The sequence below is a fragment of the Marinobacterium sp. xm-d-530 genome (genome assembly GCF_013283365.1).
In the GTDB taxonomy this organism is placed as follows: Bacteria; Pseudomonadota; Gammaproteobacteria; order Pseudomonadales; family Balneatricaceae; genus Marinobacterium_E.
This window is the reverse complement of sequence record NZ_WBYM01000003.1, coordinates 116,565-137,259: the sequence shown is the minus strand read 5'-3', so window position 1 is coordinate 137,259 and position 20,695 is coordinate 116,565. Positions and strand designations below refer to the sequence as shown.

At 46.3% G+C, this 20,695-nt stretch carries 19 protein-coding genes and 1 pseudogene; 15 read left to right on the top strand and 5 right to left on the bottom strand.

Features of this window, described 5'->3' with window-relative positions; all coding sequences use genetic code 11:
- Window positions 1–2: 2 nt before the first annotated feature.
- The 4 genes from XMD530_RS05965 to XMD530_RS05950 form a co-directional block, all read right to left on the bottom strand.
- Complete coding sequence (locus XMD530_RS05965) at window positions 3–797, bottom strand: enoyl-CoA hydratase/isomerase family protein (RefSeq protein ID WP_173481699.1); 795 nt, start codon at window positions 795–797, stop codon at window positions 3–5.
- 9 nt (window positions 798–806) lie between these two features.
- A complete protein-coding gene (locus tag XMD530_RS05960; RefSeq protein WP_173481700.1) occupies window positions 807–2,414 on the bottom strand; it encodes a carboxyl transferase domain-containing protein in 1,608 nt (535 codons plus the stop codon).
- 71 nt (window positions 2,415–2,485) lie between these two features.
- The gene (locus XMD530_RS05955; RefSeq protein WP_173481701.1) at window positions 2,486–3,652 is read right to left on the bottom strand and encodes an isovaleryl-CoA dehydrogenase; all 1,167 of its coding nucleotides are present in this window, start codon (window positions 3,650–3,652) and stop codon (window positions 2,486–2,488) included.
- A gap of 21 nt (window positions 3,653–3,673) precedes the next feature.
- Entirely contained in the window at window positions 3,674–4,090 is a 417-nt protein-coding gene (locus XMD530_RS05950) for a MerR family DNA-binding transcriptional regulator (protein WP_173481702.1), read from the bottom strand.
- Window positions 4,091–4,390: 300 nt separating this feature from the next.
- Between XMD530_RS05950 and XMD530_RS05945 the strand changes: the two are divergent.
- The 11 genes and pseudogenes from XMD530_RS05945 (at window position 4,391) to XMD530_RS05895 (ending at window position 15,104) form a co-directional block, all read left to right on the top strand.
- Window positions 4,391–5,166: pseudogene (locus tag XMD530_RS05945) on the top strand (ABC transporter ATP-binding protein).
- Window positions 5,163–5,873, top strand: a complete 711-nt coding sequence (locus XMD530_RS05940; protein ID WP_173506217.1) for an ABC transporter ATP-binding protein — start codon at window positions 5,163–5,165, stop codon at window positions 5,871–5,873. The pseudogene XMD530_RS05945 and the gene XMD530_RS05940 overlap by 4 nt, the downstream one beginning before the upstream one ends.
- A 92-nt stretch (window positions 5,874–5,965) precedes the next feature.
- Window positions 5,966–7,177 carry an ABC transporter substrate-binding protein gene (locus tag XMD530_RS05935; protein ID WP_173506891.1) on the top strand — a complete coding sequence of 404 codons (1,212 nt, stop codon included), beginning with the start codon at window positions 5,966–5,968 and terminating at the stop codon, window positions 7,175–7,177.
- 62 nt (window positions 7,178–7,239) lie between these two features.
- Window positions 7,240–8,127 carry a branched-chain amino acid ABC transporter permease gene (locus XMD530_RS05930; RefSeq protein WP_173506890.1) on the top strand — a complete coding sequence of 296 codons (888 nt, stop codon included), beginning with the start codon at window positions 7,240–7,242 and terminating at the stop codon, window positions 8,125–8,127.
- Between the two features lie 8 nt (window positions 8,128–8,135).
- Window positions 8,136–9,065, top strand: coding sequence for a branched-chain amino acid ABC transporter permease (locus XMD530_RS05925; RefSeq protein ID WP_173506889.1), 930 nt, complete (start codon window positions 8,136–8,138; stop codon window positions 9,063–9,065).
- Between the two features lie 77 nt (window positions 9,066–9,142).
- Window positions 9,143–10,324, top strand: a complete 1,182-nt coding sequence (locus XMD530_RS05920) for an acetyl-CoA C-acyltransferase (protein ID WP_173506221.1) — start codon at window positions 9,143–9,145, stop codon at window positions 10,322–10,324.
- Between the two features lie 17 nt (window positions 10,325–10,341).
- Window positions 10,342–11,103, top strand: a complete 762-nt coding sequence (locus tag XMD530_RS05915) for an SDR family oxidoreductase (RefSeq protein ID WP_173506222.1) — start codon at window positions 10,342–10,344, stop codon at window positions 11,101–11,103.
- Window positions 11,104–11,126: 23 nt separating this feature from the next.
- Window positions 11,127–11,579 carry a MaoC family dehydratase gene (locus XMD530_RS05910; protein WP_173506223.1) on the top strand — a complete coding sequence of 151 codons (453 nt, stop codon included), beginning with the start codon at window positions 11,127–11,129 and terminating at the stop codon, window positions 11,577–11,579.
- A gap of 19 nt (window positions 11,580–11,598) precedes the next feature.
- Window positions 11,599–13,548 (top strand): acetoacetate--CoA ligase, encoded by a 1,950-nt coding sequence (locus XMD530_RS05905; RefSeq protein ID WP_173481711.1) that lies wholly within the window; start codon window positions 11,599–11,601, stop codon window positions 13,546–13,548.
- A 4-nt stretch (window positions 13,549–13,552) separates the two neighbouring features.
- Window positions 13,553–14,338 (top strand): alpha/beta fold hydrolase, encoded by a 786-nt coding sequence (locus XMD530_RS05900; RefSeq protein WP_217363843.1) that lies wholly within the window; start codon window positions 13,553–13,555, stop codon window positions 14,336–14,338.
- A gap of 10 nt (window positions 14,339–14,348) precedes the next feature.
- Window positions 14,349–15,104 (top strand): enoyl-CoA hydratase, encoded by a 756-nt coding sequence (locus XMD530_RS05895; protein WP_371731736.1) that lies wholly within the window; start codon window positions 14,349–14,351, stop codon window positions 15,102–15,104.
- A gap of 55 nt (window positions 15,105–15,159) precedes the next feature.
- Here XMD530_RS05895 and XMD530_RS05890 read toward each other — a convergent pair whose 3' ends face one another.
- Window positions 15,160–16,170, bottom strand: coding sequence for an AraC family transcriptional regulator (locus tag XMD530_RS05890; protein ID WP_173506887.1), 1,011 nt, complete (start codon window positions 16,168–16,170; stop codon window positions 15,160–15,162).
- Between the two features lie 161 nt (window positions 16,171–16,331).
- On the opposite strand from XMD530_RS05890, the gene XMD530_RS05885 reads away from it, so the two are divergent.
- The 4 genes from XMD530_RS05885 (at window position 16,332) to XMD530_RS05870 (ending at window position 20,648) form a co-directional block, all read left to right on the top strand.
- Window positions 16,332–17,180, top strand: a complete 849-nt coding sequence (locus XMD530_RS05885) for a 3-hydroxyacyl-CoA dehydrogenase family protein (protein ID WP_173506886.1) — start codon at window positions 16,332–16,334, stop codon at window positions 17,178–17,180.
- Window positions 17,181–17,282: 102 nt separating this feature from the next.
- Window positions 17,283–18,911, top strand: a complete 1,629-nt coding sequence (locus tag XMD530_RS05880) for an acyl-CoA synthetase (protein ID WP_173506885.1) — start codon at window positions 17,283–17,285, stop codon at window positions 18,909–18,911.
- A gap of 47 nt (window positions 18,912–18,958) precedes the next feature.
- Window positions 18,959–19,708, top strand: a complete 750-nt coding sequence (locus XMD530_RS05875) for an electron transfer flavoprotein subunit beta/FixA family protein (RefSeq protein WP_173481716.1) — start codon at window positions 18,959–18,961, stop codon at window positions 19,706–19,708.
- Window positions 19,709–19,721: 13 nt separating this feature from the next.
- A complete protein-coding gene (locus XMD530_RS05870; protein WP_173495335.1) occupies window positions 19,722–20,648 on the top strand; it encodes an electron transfer flavoprotein subunit alpha/FixB family protein in 927 nt (308 codons plus the stop codon).
- Window positions 20,649–20,695: the final 47 nt, after the last annotated feature.

Genomic DNA, 20,695 nt, shown 5'->3' with positions numbered 1-20,695 from the left:
GGTTACTCCTGAATCCAGTTCGGCTTGCGCTTTTCAAGGAAGGCACCTAGTCCTTCCTGACCTTCTGGGCTTACACGAATTTCTGCTATGCGGCGAGCTGTATCATTTATTAGAGGTTCATCAATTTCTTTATTGCTAACGGCAAAGATGAGATCTTTAGCTGCATGCATTCCCTGAGGGCTGTTCCCGATCAAAATGCTTGTGAACTTTTCTAGGGCCTCATCAAATTGAGTTGAGTCACTCACTACCTCATGAACTAATCCAAATCTATATGCTTCAAGTGCATTAAATGGCTCAGCAGTTAGGAAAAATCTTCGTGATTGTCTTTCGCCAATTGCACGAACGACATATGGCGATATAACTGCTGGAATTAGTCCGATTTTCACTTCACTCAAGCAGAATCGACTTCCTTCTTCAGCAATCACGATATCGCAGCATGCGGCTAGTCCAACCGCACCGCCATAAGCAGCACCTTGAACGAGGCAGATAGTTGGTTTAGAAAATTGGTAAAGACAACGCATCAGCTCGGCAAGTCGGCCTGCATCAACGAGGTTTTCTGCATAACTGTTATTTGCTATCCGTTTCATCCAGCCAAGATCAGCCCCGGCAGAAAAGTTCTTACCATTAGATCGTAGTGCTAAGACGCGAACATCGGGATCGTTTTCGGCTTCTTTAAGTCCAGTAATGAGCTGCTCGATGATAGTGTCATCAAAAGCGTTGTGGACTTCAGGACGATTGATTACAAGATTCGCACAGCCTGATTTGGTTTTTTCGAGAAGAACTAAAGATTCAGACATATTCACCTCTTACATACGGAATACGCCGAACTTAGTGTCCGGGACCGGTTTGTTTAGCGCTGCAGAGAGCCCCATAGCTAGAACTTCACGAGTTTGTGCTGGATCTATGACGCCATCATCCCACAGTCGAGCGCTAGCATAGTATGGATGCCCCTGACGCTCATATGTGTCTAACACAGGCTTTTTGAACTCAGCCTCTTCCTCAGCAGACCAGGTTTGTCCTTGGCGCTCTAAACCGTCTCTTTTTACTGTGGCTAGAACGCCTGCTGCTTGTTCACCGCCCATCACAGATATGCGAGCGTTCGGCCACATCCACAAGAAGTTAGGGCTATAGGCTCTGCCACACATTCCATAGTTACCAGCACCAAATGAGCCGCCAATCAAAACTGTAAGCTTAGGAACATCAGCACAAGCAACTGCTGTGACTAGTTTCGCACCATGCTTGGCAATACCTTCCGATTCACTTTTTTGTCCAACCATGAATCCAGTTATATTTTGCAAGAAGATAAGAGGAATCTTTCTTTGGCAACATAGCTCAATAAAATGTGCCCCTTTCTGGGCTGAATCGCTAAACAGGATGCCGTTATTGGCCAAGATGCCTACTGGATATCCGTGGATGTGGGCAAATCCCGTAATAAGTGTTGTGCCGTATAGCTTTTTGAATTCATCGAATTCAGAACCATCGACGATACGAGCGATAATTTCTCTAACATCGAATGGTTTTTTAAGATCTGTTCCTACAATTCCGTAGATTTCATTCGCATCGAAAAGTGGTGCTTTTGGTGCTCGGATATCTCCTTCAACCTGCTTGCGGCGGTTTAGGTTAGCCACACAGGTTCGTGCGATCTGTAAAGCGTGTGCGTCATTTTCTGCATAGTGGTCTGCTACGCCTGAAATTTTACAGTGAACATCGGCACCGCCAAGATCTTCAGCGCTCACCACTTCACCTGTAGCGGCTTTTACGAGGGGAGGGCCTGCTAGGAAGATAGTGCCTTGATTGCGTACAATGATTGATTCGTCCGCCATTGCAGGAACATAAGCTCCACCTGCCGTACAAAGCCCCATTACTACCGCAATCTGCGGTATCCCTTTTGCTGACATTCTGGCCTGATTGAAGAAGATGCGACCGAAATGGTCACGATCCGGAAATACTTGATCTTGTTGGGGTAGATTCGCACCCCCTGAGTCTACAAGGTAGATGCAAGGTAGATTGTTTTGCTCGGCAATCTCTTGCGCACGCAAATGCTTTTTAACCGTAAGAGGGAAGTAGGTGCCGCCCTTAACCGTCGCATCATTTGCGATAATCATGCATTCCTGGCCGCTAACCCTGCCAATGCCAGTAATAACGCCTGCAGCAGGTACGTTATCGTCGTAAACTTCATAGGCTGCTAGTTGTGATAGCTCTAGAAAAGGTGAACCTTCATCCAGAAGGACGTTTACTCGATCTCGAGGAAGCAGCTTGCCGCGTGAAAGATGGCGCTCTTGATACTTAGCGCCACCCCCTTGTTCGACTAGCTTTACTTTTTCTCTAAGATCGTTGACTGCATTGGTCATGCTTGTGTTGTTGTTAATAAATTCAATTGCACGTTTATTAACCTTGCTTTGCAGGATAGGCATACACTGTTCCTCACAACTTGTATCAAATGATGATGAGGTGATGAATGACTCTCCACCTCTGATTGGTTCTGTTACTTGTTTAGGAACAGCTCTCGGCCAATAAGCATTCGACGGATTTCTGATGTGCCGGCGCCAATCTCATAAAGCTTAGCGTCGCGAAGAAGTCTGCCAGTAGGGAATTCATTGATGTAACCGTTGCCGCCGAGGAGTTGAATAGCATCGAGTGCTAGCTTTGTCGCCGTCTCTGCTGTGTATAAGATAACACCAGCACAGTCTTTACGGCTTGTTTCACCACGCATCGCAGCTTGAGCTACCGTGTATGTGTATGACTTACATGCGTTCATCAACGTGTACATATCAGCCACCTTTCCTTGCACTAGTTCAAATTCACCAATGGCTTGGCCAAACTGCTGTCTGTCACGGATGTATGGGATGGAGATATCCATCGCCGCTTCCATAATTCCCAGAGGCCCACCAGCTAGAACTAGACGCTCATAATCTAATCCAGACATAAGTACACGAACACCACCATTTAGCTCGCCTAAAATGTTCTCTTTAGGAACAGGGCAGTCGATGAAAACTAGTTCACAAGTGTTGGATCCTCGCATACCTAATTTATCAAGCTTCTGGTGACGCGAAAAACCAGGGTAATCACGCTCTACGATAAATGCTGTAATGCCTTTTGCTCCAGCAGATGTATCTGTTTTTGCGTAGATAACATATGTATCAGCGTCTGGTCCGTTTGTGATCCACATTTTATTACCGTTAAGTAGGTAATGATCGCCGTTATCACGCGCAGTTAATTTCATTGATACAACATCGGAACCAGCATTAGGCTCAGACATTGCGAGAGCCCCTACGTGTTCCCCACTAATTAACTTTGGTAAGTATTTCTGTTTCTGTTCTTCAGTGCCGTTTCGGTGAATCTGATTTACGCAAAGATTGGAGTGAGCGCCGTATGATAGGGCAACAGATGCAGAAGCTCGGCTAAGTTCTTCCATTGCTATTACGTGTGCAAGGTAGCCCATGTCAACGCCGCCATACTCTTCCTTAACAGTAATGCCTAACAGACCCATGTCTCCAAACTTGCGCCACAGGTCTTTGGGGAATTCGTTATTAAGATCAATTTCGGCTGCGCGAGGTGCGATCTCTTTTGCAGCAAAAGCATTGACTTGGTCACGCATCATTTCAATGGTTTCGCCAAGGCCAAAGTTGAGTCCAGAGTATTGTGAAATCATCGTATATTCCTATTATTTGTATTAAACAGCGTTGCGTTTGTTTGTTGATTGCTCACGAAGTTCGTTAAGTGCCTCGAGGCATCGAACCTCGGCAGCGGAAAGTTCGGTTTGGAGGTTGGCTATATCTTCAAGCTGTTGTGCCAGTTCTGCTCGCTTGGTGTTGATTACCTCTAGTAGTCGCTTGAGTTGCTTTTCACTGCCCGAACTAGTTTCGTCCCAGAGAGAGAATAGCTCGCCTATCTCAGCTAAAGAGAAGCCTAGGCGCTTGCCTCGTAGAATAAGCTTCAAACGCACGCGGTCCTGCTTGGAGTAAATTCGTGTCTGTCCTCTTCTTGTTGGGAAGAGAAGATTTTGGTCTTCGTAGAAGCGAACGCTTCGGGTGGTTAGGTCAAACTCTTTTGCAAGATCGCTAATTGAGAAGGTGGTTTGCTCGGTCATGGGCTGCCTTATAAAAAATATATAAAGCTACAATAACCCAGCTTTACGTTTACGTAAACATTAATAAGTGAAAACCTTTATTTATTTTTAATGATGTGAATTTTTTCTTAAGTTGTTGAAAAATAATAATAATATTGAGTTTTTTTAGTAAAAATACCCTCTCGCATTACTAAAGTAGTACTTTGCTTTCCGGGTTATTACTTGCTAAGTTTACGCTCAAGCTAAAGCATTTTGAAAGTCGTTTTCTCATGCTGTGCTGCAATAAAAACAACATCGAATAGACGGGAAAAGCTAAGCTTCATGAGTGCCGATTACGTATTGCAGACGAAGAATCTGATTAAAGAGTTCAAGGGATTCACTGCTGTAGATAATGTGAACTTGAACATTGAGCGCGGAAGTATTCATGCGCTTATTGGTCCTAACGGGGCTGGTAAAACCACGGTCTTCAATCTGTTAACCAAATTTTTGATCCCGACCTCGGGGCAGATTCTTTTTAATGGCAACGACATTACGAATATGCGTTCCGCTGAAATTGCACGTCGTGGCGTGATTCGTTCTTTTCAGATCTCTGCGGTATTCCCTCACCTGACAGTCCTGGAAAATGTTCGTATTGCATTGCAGCGCAAAGAGGGTAATAGCTTTCATTTTTGGAAGTCTGAGAAAGTTTTAGATCGATTAAATGATCGAGCTATCGAGCTATCGAGCTATTAGATTCGGTTGGATTGGCGGACCATGCGAACTCTTTAACGGTTGATCAGCCATACGGTCGCAAGCGAGCACTTGAGATTGCAACTACGTTGGCGCTAGATCCTGAGTTGATGTTGCTGGATGAGCCAACTCAGGGTATGGGTCATGAAGATGTTGAGACGGTTGCTGAATTGATTAAAAAGGTATCGAAGGATAGAACGATATTGATGGTCGAGCACAATCTTCATGTTGTCTCAAAACTTGCCGATAATATTTCGGTGCTACAGCGAGGCGCTATCCTTACAGAGGGTGACTATGCAACTGTTTCTGCCGATAGCCGGGTACGAGAAGCTTATCTTGGTGTTAGCGAAGAGGAGGCTGAAGCATGATGACTGGTAATGAAAAAATCCGGATTCGTGATTTGCATGCTTTCTACGGTGAGTCTCATATCCTTCACGGTATTGATCTGCATGTAATGCAGGGTGAGCTTGTAACCCTGCTGGGTCGTAACGGTTCTGGTCGTTCAACGACGTTGCGCTCAATTATGAATATGGTCGGGCGTCGCACAGGTAGCATCAATATTAATGGTACTGAGACCCTTGAACTTCCTGCTCATCGTGTCGCTCATCTTGGCGTTGGGTTTTGTCCTGAAGAGCGTGGCATCTTCGCGAGTTTAAATGTTGAAGAGAATCTTATGCTTCCACCGACAGTTCGTAGTGATGGGATGAGTGTGGAGGAAATCTACGAAATCTTTCCTAATCTCTTAGAGCGTCGCTTTAGTCAGGGCACTCGTTTATCGGGTGGTGAACAGCAGATGTTGGCGATTGCACGTATTTTGCGTTCTGGTGCCAATATTCTATTGCTTGATGAGATTACTGAAGGGTTGGCTCCAGTAATTGTCAAGAAGCTGGGTGAGGTTCTAGTTGAGCTAAAACGTCGCGGACTAACAATACTATTGGTAGAGCAAAACTTCCGTTTTGCTGCTCCTATCGCAGATCGGCATTATGTGGTTGAACATGGCCATATAGTCGAAGAGGTCGCTAAGCATGAGCTTGAAGCTAAAACGCCTCTGTTAAACACACTTCTTGGTGTGTAAACGAACTGAGCAGTTTTTGAATTTCCTCAAGAACTATCGGTGAAGTTACTTCGGCCCTTAGGCTAATAAATATAAAAATGAAGGATATATCCATGAAATCAATTAAACCTCAGCTATTAGCAACTGCTATCGGTGCGGCTATGTCAATCAGTGCTGCAAGCGCTGCTGGCATTAGTGGTGATGTTGTTAAAATTGGTGTGCTTGCAGATATGGGTGGTGTTTACGCTGATATCTGTGGCGCTGGTTGTGTTACTGCTACTCAGATGGCAGTAGAAGATTTTGGGGGTACTGTATTAGGTAAACCAATCGAAATAGTTAGTGCAGATGACCAAAACAAAGCCGATGTTGGTGCTTCAATTACCCGTAAGTGGCTTGATACTGAAGGCGTTGATGCTGTTTCAGGTTTGGTGGCATCCTCGGTAACTGGTGCTGTTACAGAAGTTACAAAAGAGAAAGGTAAGCTTGCTCTTATTTCTACATCTGCATCGCATGCCTTTACAACTAAAGCATGTTCACCTTACAACGCTCATTGGACCTACAACGTAGTTGCACTAGCAAACGGTACAGTTAAGCCAATGGTTCAGTCTGGTAAGAAGAAATGGTTCTTCATTACTGCTGACTACGCATTTGGACATGCGCTTGAGGGTGTAGCTAGTAAAGTTGTTACTGATAATGGTGGTGAGGTGCTAGGTGCAGCTCGTGCACCACTTGGTACAACGGACTTCTCTTCATTCATTCTTCAGGCTCAGTCGTCAGGCGCAGATGTTGTCGCACTAGCAAATGCGGGCGCTGATTTCGTTAACTCACTTCAAGCGGCTGCAGAGTTTGGTTTGACTGAATCGGCTGATGTAGCTGGTCTGTTGGTATTTACACCTAACGCACAGGCACTAGATCCAGAAGTTGCTGGAGGAATGCTTACAACTACAGGTTTCTATTGGGATCTAGATGAGCAGACACGTGCATGGTCTAAGCGTTTTAAAGAGCGTCATGGTTCTATCCCTGCAATGGGACAGGCAGGGCAGTACTCTATGGTCATGCATTACCTAAACGCGGTTAAAGAAGCGGGTACTGATGAGGCTGAAGCAGTTATGGCTGTGATGAAGAAGAACAAGCCTAACGACTTCTTCGCACGCAATGCATACCTTCGTGCCGATGGTCGTATGGTTCATGATATGTACCAAGTGCGTATCAAAAAAGGTGATGAGCGAAGCTCTGCCGATGACATCTTCGAAGTGCAGAATGTCGTCCCTGGTGACCAGGCATTTGGTCCAATGATGGATCAGTGTAACTTCGCAGCGAAGTAATCTGACCAACGTGTGCTGATGGGTTTTATGACCCATCAGCCATTCCCTCAAAGGAAAAGGTAATGGCGTCACTTTTTGATATTAATGTTTTCGGGCTCTTTGGGCAGCTTCTAATCGGCCTTATTAATGGCTCATTTTATGCGCTTCTGAGTTTAGGACTGGCAATAATTTTTGGTTTGCTAAAAATTATTAACTTTGCTCAAGGTGCACTTTATATGCTGGGTGCCTTCATGGCATGGATGGTGCTTCAGTATTTTGGAATCAATTATTGGGCAGCTCTTTTTATTGTTCCTTTGGCTGTCGGTTTAATAGGCGTAATAATGGAGCGTTTTCTATTGCGCCGCATCTCTAATGAAGACCATCTTTACAGTCTTCTACTAACCTTCGGTATAGCGCTGATTCTTCAGGGCGTATTTACTCATATATTTGGTTCGTCAGGCTTGTCGTACAAGATTCCTGCCGAGTTAAAAGGCGGTTTCAAACTGCCATTCATGTACCTACCGACCTATCGTGCGTGGATTATCGTAGTCTCGTTACTTGTGTGTGGTTTGACTTGGTACATGATTGAAAAAACCAAGTTGGGCGCTTATCTACGCGCAGGCACTGAAAATCCCAAATTGATGCAGGCATTTGGTATCAATGTGCCATTGATTGTCACATTGACCTTTGGATTTGGTGTTGGCCTTGCAGGTTTGGGTGGCGTACTGGCTGCCCCTATATATTCGGTATCTCCATACATGGGGGCTGATCTATTAATCGTTGTTTTTGCGATAGTAGTTATTGGCGGAATGGGCTCTATTGGTGGAGCGATTCTTACAGGGTTGGCAATGGGCATTTTAGAAGGATTAACAAAGTACTTCTATCCCGAGGCTTCAACCACGATTATTTTTGTCGTAATGGTGATCGTGCTGTTACTTAAACCGTCGGGTCTTTTTGGTAAAGAGGCGTAGGAGTTAAGATGTTTAAAATTTCTAAATCGACACTTATTCTTGTGGCCTTGGGTCTGATTGCGCCTTATTTCCTTTACCCTGTTTTTGTGATGAAAGTGCTGTGTTTCGGTCTGTTCGCGATGGCTTTTAACCTGCTACTAGGTTATGTAGGTTTGCTCTCATTTGGACATGCAGCCTTCTTGGGTACCGGTGGCTATGTAACTGGCTACTTGGTTATGGAGACCGGCTTGTCGCCTGAGCTAGGCATACTCTGTGGCACCATTGCCGCAGGCTTGCTTGGTGCACTTTATGGTAAGTTGGCAGTTAAGCGAGAGGGCATCTATTTCGCAATGGTGACCTTAGCGCTCGCGCAGTTGGCTTTCTTCTTCTATCTACAAGCCCCATTTACGGGTGGCGAAAACGGCATGCAGGGTATACCGCGCGGTGAATTATTTGGCTTTATCGACTTAAGTGATAGTCTAAATATGTACTACACCGTTCTGGTAATTTTCCTGTTCGGCTTCTGGTTAATAAACCGTACTATCCATTCACCCTTTGGCCAGATACTTAAAGCGATACGCGAGAATGAGCCTCGTGCTGTTTCTCTTGGATACAATGTGAATGACTATAAGTGGGTCGCATTTATTATCTCGGCGAGTCTGGCTGGTTTGGCTGGTTCGACAAAAACCTTGGTGTTTCAGCTTGCGTCGTTATCTGATGCTCACTGGCATATGTCAGGAGAAGTTGTACTTATGACCCTTCTGGGTGGCATGGGAACGCTGTTGGGGCCGCTTGTTGGGGCAGCTTCTGTAGTTACTATTCAGAACTATCTTTCGGGTGGTGAGTTAGGTAATTACATTCATATCATCATGGGGCTAATTTTCGTTGTCTGTGTGCTGGCATTCCGTAGCGGAATCGTGGGTGAATTCCAGAAGTTCATGAGGAAGAATTTTAGTTAACTAATTGAGAGGCACTGCCTCTCTCTTTTTAATCTCAGGATTACGTTTACGTAAACTTTCATTTAGATAGGTAAGCCATGAACCAAGATCCAATTGTAATAGTAAGTGCAGCCCGAACTCCTATGGGAGGGATGATGGGTGTCTTTTCAGACGTGAGGGCGCCAGAGCTTGGGGCTACGGCGATAAGGGCGGTCATCGAACGTGCAGGTATAGCACCAGCCGATGTTGATGAAGTTGTCATGGGTTGTGTCCTTCCAGCAGGCCTTGGTCAGGCGCCTGCTCGTCAGGCATCACGCGGGGCTGGTATACCTGATGCTGCCGGCTGTACAACTATCAATAAGATGTGTGGATCAGGTATGAAAGCGGTTATGTTGGCTCATGATCAGCTTACGGCAGGCATGGTTGATGTTATGGTGGCTGGAGGTATGGAAAATATGAGCCAGGCGCCATACATACTTCCTAATGCGCGTTCAGGTATGCGTATGGGGCATTCACAGGTGATTGATCATATGTTTTGTGATGGTCTTGAAGATGCCTACGAAGGTGGCTTGATGGGTCTCTACGCTCAAAAAAGCGCTGATGATTATCAGGTTACTAGAGAGGCAATGGACGACTTCGCGATTGCTTCACTCGAAAAGGCTCTTGGTGCCATAGATCGTAAGGAATTTTCAGAAGAGATCGTTCCTGTGAATGTTAAAACTCGTAAGAGAGAGGTGATCGTCGATTTTGACGAGCAACCCGGTAACGCTCGTATTGATAAGATCCGTTCTCTTAAGCCTGCATTCAAAAAAGATGGCACAGTCACAGCTGCCAATTCTAGCTCGATCTCTGATGGAGCATCTGCGCTATTACTTATGCGAGAGTCCACGGCTAAGGCTAAGGGGCTCACACCGTTGGCTCGGATAGCTTCGCACAGTACCCATGCTCAACTACCTGCGGAGTTCACAATTGCGCCAATCGGTGCGATTAAGAAAGCAGCTGAACGTGCTAACTGGGATCTAAATTCCATTGATCTCTTTGAGATTAATGAAGCCTTCGCGGTAGTGACCATGTTGGCGATTAGTGAACTAGGTTTAGATGGTTCTAAAGTCAATGTTCGTGGTGGTGCTTGTGCGCTAGGACACCCGATAGGTTCAAGCGGCTCGAGAATCCTTGTGACTCTTCTGCATGCTCTAAAACAGAGCGGGAAAAAGCGTGGCTTAGCTTCGCTTTGCATTGGTGGTGGCGAGGCTACTGCAGTCGCGATTGAAATGATTTAAGACAGGGTGAAATCAACATGCAAATAAAAAATAACGTGTTTGTTATTACCGGTGGTGGACGTGGACTTGGCCGAGCAATGGCCGAAAGTCTTGCTAGGCAGGGGGCTGGTTTGGCTCTTATCGATCTGAGTGAAGAAAACCTCAGGGAAGTCGTTGCTTCGTGTCTGGCTTTAGGTGGTGAAGCGCGAGGATATATTTGCGATATCACTAATGAGGCCGCGGTAGAAGACTGCTTTGCTAAGATCAAAACAGAGTTTGGAAAGATCAATGGATTAGTGAATAACGCAGGACTCATGCGCGATGGTATGTTGATAAAAGTTAAGGATGGCGAGTTGCAAGACAAGATGTCACTCGATCAGTTCCAGTCTGTTGTGAACGTTAATATGCTTGGTAGCTTCCTGTGTGGTCGTGAGGCTGCTGCGATTATGGCGGTTCAGGGTGAAGGCGGCGTTATTGTAAATATCTCCTCAGTTTCACGTGCGGGTAATATCGGTCAGACCAACTACTCGGCAACTAAAGCGGCTGTTGCAACAATGGTAGCAAGCTGGGCGGGTGAGTTGGCGCGTCATAAGATTCGTGTTGGTGGAATTGCACCAGGTGTTATTGCTACAGAAATGACTGCGCAGATGAAACCAGAAGCGATCGACAGGATGATTTCATCTGTACCGCTACGTCGCTTGGGTGAAACCGAAGAGATGGCTCACACTCTACAATATATTATTGAAAATGACTTCTTCACCGGTCGAATCGTTGAGATGGATGGCGGGCTAAGAATCTAGTAAGAGCAACGGAGCTATATTTTATGCGTTATTTCGATGATTTCACTATTGGAGAGCGCCTCGAAGGCGGCAGTGCAACGTTAACTGAAGCTCAGATTATAGACTTCGCGATGATGTATGATCCGCAGAGTTTTCATGTAGATAACCAGGCGGCAGCTGAAAGCCATTTTGGAGGTTTGATTGCCAGTGGCTTTCAAACGATTGCCCTCTGTTTCAGACTATTTATTCAGCGGGATCACTTTAGGGCCTGCTCTATGGGTGGGCCAGCAATCGATGAGCTCCGTTTTTTGATCCCAGTGCGTCCAGGTGACACCTTGAGGTGTGAAGCGCAGATCGAGGAGTTAAACCCTTCAAAATCAAAACCAAACATCGGCATCGTACGTTACCGCATAGAGGGCTTTAATCAGCATAGAGAGAAGGTCGTGAGCTATCTTGTGACTAATATGCTTAAACGTCGACCTGAAGATAAGCCTTAGCGCAAAAGAGATTCCTATTATGGCTAAACAACTTTGGCAACCGACTCAGTCCCAGATTGAACATACTCAGGTGTGGCAATTTATGCAGACCGTTAATCGCAAATACTCATTAACTCTGCAGGAATATTCTCAACTTCACGAATGGTCAGTTGAGAACTCTGAGCAGTTTTGGTCTGACATTTGGGACTCGGCTGATGTGTTAGGCGATAAAGGGCGTGAGCCTTATCTGGTAGATAGGCAAAAAATGCCTGGAGCGCGTTGGTTTCCCGGCGCAAAGCTAAACTTTGCAGAAAATCTGCTTAAGTTTCGTGATAATCGCACTGCGATTTTATTTCGCAATGAGCAGGGTGGGCGACAGAGCCTAAGCTACTCTGATTTGTATACTAGTGTTGCTCAATGTGCATCCGCTCTGCGTAATCTTGGTGTTGGGAAGGGCGATGTAGTTGCTGGTTTCTTACCAAATCTGCCGCAGACCTGCGTTGCTATGCTGGCTGCAACAAGTCTAGGTGCAACCTGGACATCCTGCTCTCCGGATTTTGGTTTTCAGGGGGTTCTCGATCGATTTGGTCAGGTTGCTCCTAAAGTTCTTTTCACCGTTAGTGCCTATCTCTATAACGGCAAACGTATCGAAACGTGGGAAAAGAGCGCACAGCTTGTAGATGCTTTACCGTCTGTAGAGCAGTTGGTAGTGATTCCCTACATTGACGAGTACGTTGAACTCTCTGTGATTAGCAAGGCGTTGCACTGGGAAGACTTTGTTGATAAGACAGCTTCCGACATCAGGTTTGAGCGAATGGCCTTTGATGATCCGCTTTATATTATGTATTCATCAGGCACTACTGGCCAGCCAAAATGCATAGTGCATGGCATCGGTGGGACACTTTTGCAGCATCTTAAGGAGCATCAGTTACACACTGATCTGAGGCGCGAGGATACCCTCTTTTACTACACAACTTGTGGCTGGATGATGTGGAACTGGTTAGTGAGTGGTCTTGCTACAGGCGCCACACTAATGTTGTTCGATGGCTCTCCCTTCGCTCCTGGACCTCGCGTGTTGTGGGATATAGCGGAACAGGAGTCTGTGACTATCTTTGGTACGAGCGCTAAATATTTGGCAGCGCTGGAAAAGACTGGCTTTAAGCCGCGTGAGTCTCATAATCTATCGCAACTACGAACGATACTATCGACGGGTTCTCCTCTTAGCAATGAGAGCTTCGAATATGTATACCGTGACATTAAAGAAGATCTTTTACTCGCCTCTATCTCTGGAGGTACAGACATTATTTCCTGCTTCGCACTCGGCTGTCCAATTTTGCCTGTATACGCTGGCGAGTTGCAGTGTCGCGGTTTGGGTATGGCTGTGGCAATACTCGACGATGGAGGCGAAACAGTAGTTGAACAGAAGGGAGAGCTGGTTTGCTGCGACCCCTTTCCATCAATGCCAATCGGTTTTTGGGATGACCCCGGCCAAGTGAAGTATCGTTCTGCCTATTTTGATCGATTTGAGAATATCTGGGCTCATGGTGACTACGGCGAAATTACGAAGCAGGGCGGTTTAATAATTCATGGGCGATCTGATGCAGTATTGAATCCTGGCGGTGTGCGTATAGGAACAGCTGAGATCTATCGTCAAGTTGAGCAGTTAGGAGAGGTGCTCGAGAGTGTCTGTATTGGGCAGCCGTACAGAGATGATACGAGGGTCGTTCTATTTGTCGTGCTTCGTGAAGATTTTCGACTGGATGATGAGCTCAAACTGAAGATTCGACAGCAGATTCTAAAAAATACAACGCCGCGTCATGTGCCTGCTGTAATTATTCAGGTTTCCGAAATCCCTCGCACAATTAGCGGTAAGATAGTCGAACTGGCCGTGCGCAAAACTGTCTTAGGCGAAAAGGTTAATAATGTGGAAGCGCTAGCGAATCCGCGCGCTCTAGAGCTATTCAAGAATTTAGCAGAGTTGCAGGAGTAATAGGGTGGAGAAACAGGTCACTACCGATCAGGGGCTGGTTAGCATAAAGATCTGGGGGGCAGAGCTATATCCCGAAATTGCGCCCCTGGTACTTATGCATGATTCCCTTGGTTCGGTTAACTTGTGGCGTGAATTTCCAGAACAGCTTCTCGAACGACTCCAACGACCTATTATCGCATATGACCGTCTCGGATTTGGAAACTCCGACTCCAGAGCAGTATTACCTAACCTCGACTTTATAGCTGAAGAAGCTAAGCACTACTTTCCACAAATTAAAACTGCTTTAGGGTTTAAAGAGTATCTAGTTTTGGGCCACTCAGTGGGAGGTGCGATGGCTGTGGAAATTGGTGCTTCGGACCCTGATTGTTTGGCGGTAATTACGATTGCAGCACAGGCTTTTGTGGAGAAGCAGACGCTTAAATCTATCAGCGAAGCAAAGTTACTCTTTACGCAGGATGGTCAGCTCGAAAAGCTTGAACGTTGGCATGGTGCGAATGCTCGGTGGGTACTTAGTGCCTGGACCGATGTGTGGCTAAATCCTGACTTCGCTGAATGGCGTCTAACCGATGCGCTTAATGAGCTAAAATCTCCAGTGCTCGCTATTCATGGTGAATTGGACGAGTATGGCTCGCAGGCATTTCCCCAATATATTCATGATCAGAGTGCAGGCCCCTCTGACCAGGTGATAATTCCCGATTGTGCTCACGTTCCGCATAGAACAAATGCAGAGCAGGTGCTTGAGAGTATCGAACAGTTTCTGAAAACTAATCTAGTCACAGACCAACAATAAGAGGAATGATGTGATGACAGTTTTAATACGTGAAGACAAAAGTGGTGTGGTGAAGCTAACCCTTAATCGCCCTGATCACTTCAATACTCTATCTGAAGCATTGCTTGAAGCGCTGCAGCACGAACTCGATGATATTGCACAGGATGAAAGTGTGCGCTGTGTGGTGATAGCAGGTAGCGGTCGCGGTTTTTGTGCTGGGCATGACCTGAAAGAGATGCGCGCTCATCCTCAGCAGAGTTATTACCAGGACCTCTTCGGGCGTTGTGGTAAAGTAATGCAAAGCATTGTGGCGCTTCCTGTGCCTGTAATAGCGAAGGTTCATGGAATTGCGACTGCCGCAGGATGTCAGTTGGCTGCTAGCTGTGACTTGGTAATTGCGGCAAGTTCTGCCCGCTTCGCAGTATCGGGTATCAAGCTAGGGCTCTTCTGTTCGACTCCTGCGGTAGCGTTGTCTCGATCTATCGCACCAAAGCGAGCTTTCGATATGCTCGTGACCGGTGATTTTATCAATGCTGATACAGCGTATGACTGGGGTCTAGTCAGTCAGGTCGTAGATGATGAAGAGCTTGATCAAGCTGTGGCCGACAAGGTTGCTAAAATTACCGAAAAGAGCCCTGATGCAATCCGCTTTGGCAAAGCAATGTTCTATCCGCAACGTCAGATGGCTCTATCAGATGCCTACGCATTTGCTGGCGATGTTATGGCTGAAAATATGATGTGCCAATCTGCAGTTGATGGCATTGACGGTTTTTTACACAAAACTTAAATGGACATAAGTCTTCATCATGCACTATAAGAGTGTAAAAGAGATATTTTCGGATTTACTTTGTACCAGATCTAAAGGCTCTTGGGGTTTGTCCTGTCCACTTTTTAAATGAGCGTGTGAACGCTGCGGTTTCTGAAAAACCTAGGCGTTGCGCTATCTCCTGTACGGACATGGATGACTGGTTAAGTAGATGCACTGCATTATCGTGGCGAAGTTCATCCTTGATCTCTTGAAAACGAGTGCCTTCACTCTCTAGTTTACGTCTAAGCGTGCGGACTGTGATATTTAACTCGTCGGCAACGCGCTCCATGTCAATCTCACCTGTCTCGATCGTCGCTAAAAAGTCGCGAACTCGACGAGTATATACCGGTAGGTACTCTTGGCGAGTAAACCACTGAAGTGGGGCGCTGCGAAGGTGTTCGCGCAGTGTCTCTAGGTTCTGAATGATTGGAGCGTCTAGCGCTTCAATTTCAAAAATAAGTCTATTAGCAGATTCATTGTAGCTCACAGGGCAGGGGAACATCAGACGATATTCGTCGCCATGGCTAGGTCTTGGGCCAATCATATGAACTTCAAATAGATTAATCCTACGGCCTATCAGCCAGCTCGGAAAACGGTGCCAAAGCAGCATCAAGAAGTCACGAAGCAGGTAGTCTGGATCCAGCCCCGGCTTCGAAAACTTCATCTCTAGCGTCGCTTGGTAATCGCTCACTTCAAGATTAAGTGCAATGCCATCGTTCACAAGTCGGTAGAATCGGCAAAGGTGCTGGTATACGTCGCGCAGGTTCTGAGTTCGCACTGCTTCGCGCGCAAATAGACTGAATGTTCCGTATTTGGCTGGACGTTCACAGCAACCCATAAACTCATCATCACCACGTTCCCAAGTCAGGCGAGACAGTGTGCCAAACTGATTTGGGGTTAACCGAAATTTGGGGTTTCCAATCAGTTCGCCATCGAGATTAGAGTCGTGCAGCAGTGCGCCAATATCGAGTCCCATACGTGAAGCTGATTTCAGTGTGGTGATGGCGAAATGCGAGGAGATACTGTGATTCTCGTAATGGCGCATGTTTTTTGACCGAAAAAATAACTATTTAAGTTGTACTAACGTCTTATTTGGTCAATATACATTGATTTTGTGTCCGAAAATATCAATAAATAGTCTTTCATGGTCATTTCCTACTAGTGGTTAACTAGAGATAATCTTCTCCATATAGTTTTTGAGTGTGAATGATGATTAAACGTGTTGGTGTTATTGGTGCAGGGCAGATGGGGCAAGGTATTACTCAGGTGCTCGCTTGTGCTGATATTGCCGTAACACTTGTCGATCTCTCACAGGATCAGCTCGATACCGCTCTAGCTACAACTGAAGCGAGCATCGCTAAGCTTAAAGAGCGTGGCAAATTGGCAGCTGAGGTTAATCCGCTGCCAAATATATCTGTAACTACCGAGATGGGTCAGGTTGCTGATTGTGAATTGGTAATTGAGGCGGTGACTGAGGATGAGATGACTAAGCGTCGTATCTTCTCTTCGCTCAATGAGATCTGCTCGTCTGACGCGATACTTGCGAGCAATACCTCCTCTATCTCAATCGGACGCCTTGCGGCAATTATCGATCATCCAGAGCGCATGATTGGCGTGCACTTTATGAATCCAGTGCCGCTTATGCCATTGATTGAGGTGATTGAAGCGAAAGCGACCGCGCAAAAAACCGTTGCTGCTGTAACAGAGTTGTCAGAGCGTCTTGGTAAAACGGCTGTGGTTGTTAAAGATCGCCCGGCGTTTGTGTTAAACCGCATTTTGCTACCTACCATTAACGAAGCGATTCGTGTGGTTGAAGAGGGTACGGCTACAGCGGAACAGGTTGATCAGATTATGACGCTAGGCGCGGGCTTCCCAATGGGGCCTTTGGCGCTTGCAGATATGATCGGTCTAGATACCTGTTTAAGTATTTTGGATCTGATGTTTGTTGAGTTAAAAGATCCGCGTTATCTACCGGCTCCTATGCTGCGTGAAATGGTTATTGATCAGCAGTTAGGACGTAAGAGTGGAGTAGGTTTTTATCGATATGATCAGTAGTTGATGCATGCAGCTTTAAAGGGTTGTATGCTCAGTGATCGAGTTGATGTTAGCTATCCAAAGAGATAGCCTAAACTAATAAAAATGTAGGGAACAAATTAGATGCAAAACTCACCCTTTGAGACCAACCTTGATCAATGCTCTGCAAACTATGCAGCATTAACACCTATCAGCTTCCTTGAGCGTTCTGCGTTCATCTACCCTGATCGAACTGCAACAGTGAATGGCGCTGTTCGTCGTACTTGGTTAGAGACTCTCACACGTTGTAAGCAGTTAGCGAGCGCCCTCAATAAAGCGGGTGTTAAAAAGGGTGAGGCTGTATCAATCATTGCATCTAACCTTCCTGAGCATTTTGAGTCGCACTTCGGTGTACCAATGGCTGGTGCTGTACTCAACTCAATTAATACTCGTCTAGATGCGGCAGCTGTTGCGTTTATCCTTCAGCATGCTGAAGCAAAAGTATTTCTAGTCGATAAAGAGTTTGGTGAATTGGCTACGGCTGCTCTAGGTATGCTAGACAACAAACCGCTTGTGATTGGTATTGATGATGCTAGCTATGATGGCGGTGTGATGATCGGTGAGATGGACTACGAAGCGTTTATCGCTGGTGGTGATCCGGAATACGATTTCCCGCGCGTTACTGATGAGTGGAATGCGATCTCATTAAACTACACTTCAGGTACTACAGGTGATCCGAAAGGTGTTGTTTACCACCACCGTGGTGCTTACCTGAATGCTGCAAGCAATGCGTTATCTTGGGGTATGGAAATTCACGCATCGTACCTTTGGACTCTACCAATGTTCCACTGTAACGGCTGGTGTTTCCCTTGGACCATTGCCGCACAAGCGGGCGTCAGTGTGAGCTTGCGTCATGTCCGTGCCGATAAGATTTTTGAACTAATCAAAGAAGAAGAGGTTGGCTACTTCTGTGGTGCGCCAATCGTTCTTAATATGCTGAACTCATCTCCTGCTGAGATGAAAGCGGGCATCAACCACAAAGTTAAAGTAATGACCGCGGGTGCTGCTCCTCCAGCTCCAGTTATCGCTGGTATGGAAGCAATTGGTTTTGAGGTAACTCATGTCTACGGTCTAACTGAGACCTATGGTCCATGTGCTGTTTGTGCATGGAAAGATGAGTGGAATGAAAAATCACCTGCAGAAAAATCTGTGCTTAAAGCTCGCCAAGGTGTGCGTTCGCCAATGATGGAAGGCATGGTGGTTATGGATCCAGAGACCATGGAACTTGTGCCTAAAGATGGTGAGACCATGGGTGAGATCTTCATGCGAGGTAACCTTGTCATGAAGGGCTATCTGAAGAACCCATCAACGACTGAAAAATCATTCAAAGGCGGCTGGTTCGCATCGGGTGATTTGGCGGTATGGCATGCAGATGGCTACGTGCAGATTAAAGACCGTTCGAAAGATGTCATCATCTCGGGTGGTGAGAACATCTCGAGTATCGAAGTTGAAGGTGTTCTTTATTCTCACCCTCACATTCAAGAGGCTGCAGTTGTAGCGAAGAATGATGAGAAGTGGGGCGAAACACCGTGTGCATTCGTCACTCTAAAAGAGGGTGCGCCAGAGGTAAGTGAAGCGGATGTGATCGAGTTCTGTCGTGAGCACCTAGCACGTTTCAAAGTACCTAAGAATGTTGTTTTCGGTCCGCTACCAAAAACGTCGACCGGTAAGATTCAGAAGTTCGTACTGCGCGATCAAGCAAACGCGCTGTAACACAGTTTAGTAGACTGGTCTTAGTGGCCAGGATTTAAGGAGTTAACATGAAAGCATTAGTCGCAGTAAAACGCGTTATTGACTACAACGTTAAGGTTCGCGTTAAAGCGGATAACAGCGATGTAGATTTGGCAAACACTAAGATGTCGATCAACCCATTCTGTGAGATTGCAGTTGAAGAAGCTGTACGTCTTAAAGAGGCGGGTGTCGTGTCTGAGATCGTTGTGGTTTCAATTGGTGACAAGTCTTGTCAGGAGCAGATGCGTTACGCAATGGCACTAGGTGCAGATCGAGGTGTGCAGGTCGAAGCGGAAGGCAAACTAAACTCTCTTGATGTTGCTCGCATTCTTGCGAAAGTGAACGAGTCTGAAAATGCTGGCATCTTTATTCTTGGTAAACAAGCGATCGACTCTGATAATAACCAGACTGGTCAGATGCTTGCGGCTCTTCTAGATGTGCCACAGGCAACTTTCGCATCTGAAGTAAAAATTGCAGACGGTAAAGCTCAGGTAACTCGTGAAGTGGATGGCGGTCTTGTGACTGTTGAGATGGATCTTCCAGCAGTTATCACTACTGACCTTCGTTTGAACGAACCACGTTTCGCAGCACTGCCAAAAATCATGCAGGCTAAACGTAAGCCACTGGATGTTAAGACTCTAGCTGACCTTGGCGTTGAGCTAACAAACAGCGTAGAGCTTATCTCTGTTGAGACTCCAGCAGAGCGTAGCGGCGGTATCAAAGTTGATTCAGTAGATGCACTGATCGACAAGCTACGTAACGAAGCACAGGTTATTTAAGGGAGAGTTGATGATGAAAACGTTGATTATTGCTGAACACGACAGTCAGTCACTTAAAGGTGCAACTCTTTCTGCAGTGACTGCTGCAACTAAACTAGGCGCGCCAGTTGATGTGCTAGTGGTAGGTTCTTCTGTAGCTGCGGCTGCAGCGCAGGCAGCTTCAGTTGCGGGTGTTGATCGTGTCCTAACAGTTGAAGATTCTGCTCTTGAACACTCACTTGCTGAGTTTGTTGCACCAATCGCTAAGCAGCTTGCAGGTGATTACACGCACGTTATTTTAGGTGCGAGCACTTTCGGTAAAGATTTGGCACCACGTGTTGCTGCACTTTGCGGTGTGAATCAGCTATCTGAAGTTATCGAAGTGATCGATGCAGATACGTTCAAGCGTCCAATCTACGCTGGTAACGCTATCGCGACTGTGAAGAGCAGCGACGCGCTTAAAGTGATGACTGTTCGTGGTACTGCATTTGCTGCTGCTGGTAATGGCGGTTCAGCTGCTGTTGAAGCGGCATCAGTGACTGTCCCAGCTGCGAAAGTACGTTTCGTAGGTGCAGAGGTGAGCGAATCAGATCGTCCAGAACTTGAATCTGCAGATATCGTTGTTTCAGGTGGTCGTGGTGTAGGTTCTAAAGAGGACTTCGCTAAGGTATTCGAACTTGCAGATAAGCTTGGTGCTGCAGTGGGCGCATCACGTGCTGCGGTCGACAGCGGCTTTGTGCCAAACGATATGCAGGTTGGCCAGACAGGTAAGATGGTAGCGCCTAAGCTATACATTGCTGTAGGTATCTCAGGCGCTATCCAGCACCTTGCAGGTATGAAAGAGTCAGGCACTATCGTTGCTATTAACAAAGATGAAGAAGCGCCAATCTTCGGCATTGCAGACTACGGTCTAGTGGGTGATCTACACGAGATCCTTCCAGAGCTAGTATCGAAAATCTAAATCAAACAAGGGCAGCCTAGCTGCCCTCTGTTTTTAAGAGCTTTCCA

What these genes read in the sequence shown, in the direction of transcription:
- XMD530_RS05925 (WP_173506889.1), top strand. Translation starts at nt 8,136, where the DNA reads ATGTTTAAAATTTCTAAATCGACACTTATTCTTGTGGCCTTGGGTCTG.
- XMD530_RS05890 (WP_173506887.1), bottom strand. Translation starts at nt 16,170, where the DNA reads ATGCGCCATTACGAGAATCACAGTATCTCCTCGCATTTCGCCATCACC.
- XMD530_RS05910 (WP_173506223.1), top strand. Translation starts at nt 11,127, where the DNA reads ATGCGTTATTTCGATGATTTCACTATTGGAGAGCGCCTCGAAGGCGGC.
- XMD530_RS05930 (WP_173506890.1), top strand. Translation starts at nt 7,240, where the DNA reads ATGGCGTCACTTTTTGATATTAATGTTTTCGGGCTCTTTGGGCAGCTT.
- XMD530_RS05960 (WP_173481700.1), bottom strand. Translation starts at nt 2,414, where the DNA reads ATGCCTATCCTGCAAAGCAAGGTTAATAAACGTGCAATTGAATTTATT.
- XMD530_RS05905 (WP_173481711.1), top strand. Translation starts at nt 11,599, where the DNA reads ATGGCTAAACAACTTTGGCAACCGACTCAGTCCCAGATTGAACATACT.
- XMD530_RS05885 (WP_173506886.1), top strand. Translation starts at nt 16,332, where the DNA reads ATGATGATTAAACGTGTTGGTGTTATTGGTGCAGGGCAGATGGGGCAA.
- XMD530_RS05955 (WP_173481701.1), bottom strand. Translation starts at nt 3,652, where the DNA reads ATGATTTCACAATACTCTGGACTCAACTTTGGCCTTGGCGAAACCATT.
- XMD530_RS05950 (WP_173481702.1), bottom strand. Translation starts at nt 4,090, where the DNA reads ATGACCGAGCAAACCACCTTCTCAATTAGCGATCTTGCAAAAGAGTTT.
- XMD530_RS05940 (WP_173506217.1), top strand. Translation starts at nt 5,163, where the DNA reads ATGATGACTGGTAATGAAAAAATCCGGATTCGTGATTTGCATGCTTTC.
- XMD530_RS05875 (WP_173481716.1), top strand. Translation starts at nt 18,959, where the DNA reads ATGAAAGCATTAGTCGCAGTAAAACGCGTTATTGACTACAACGTTAAG.
- XMD530_RS05870 (WP_173495335.1), top strand. Translation starts at nt 19,722, where the DNA reads ATGAAAACGTTGATTATTGCTGAACACGACAGTCAGTCACTTAAAGGT.
- XMD530_RS05915 (WP_173506222.1), top strand. Translation starts at nt 10,342, where the DNA reads ATGCAAATAAAAAATAACGTGTTTGTTATTACCGGTGGTGGACGTGGA.
- XMD530_RS05880 (WP_173506885.1), top strand. Translation starts at nt 17,283, where the DNA reads ATGCAAAACTCACCCTTTGAGACCAACCTTGATCAATGCTCTGCAAAC.
- XMD530_RS05965 (WP_173481699.1), bottom strand. Translation starts at nt 797, where the DNA reads ATGTCTGAATCTTTAGTTCTTCTCGAAAAAACCAAATCAGGCTGTGCG.
- XMD530_RS05935 (WP_173506891.1), top strand. Translation starts at nt 5,966, where the DNA reads ATGAAATCAATTAAACCTCAGCTATTAGCAACTGCTATCGGTGCGGCT.
- XMD530_RS05920 (WP_173506221.1), top strand. Translation starts at nt 9,143, where the DNA reads ATGAACCAAGATCCAATTGTAATAGTAAGTGCAGCCCGAACTCCTATG.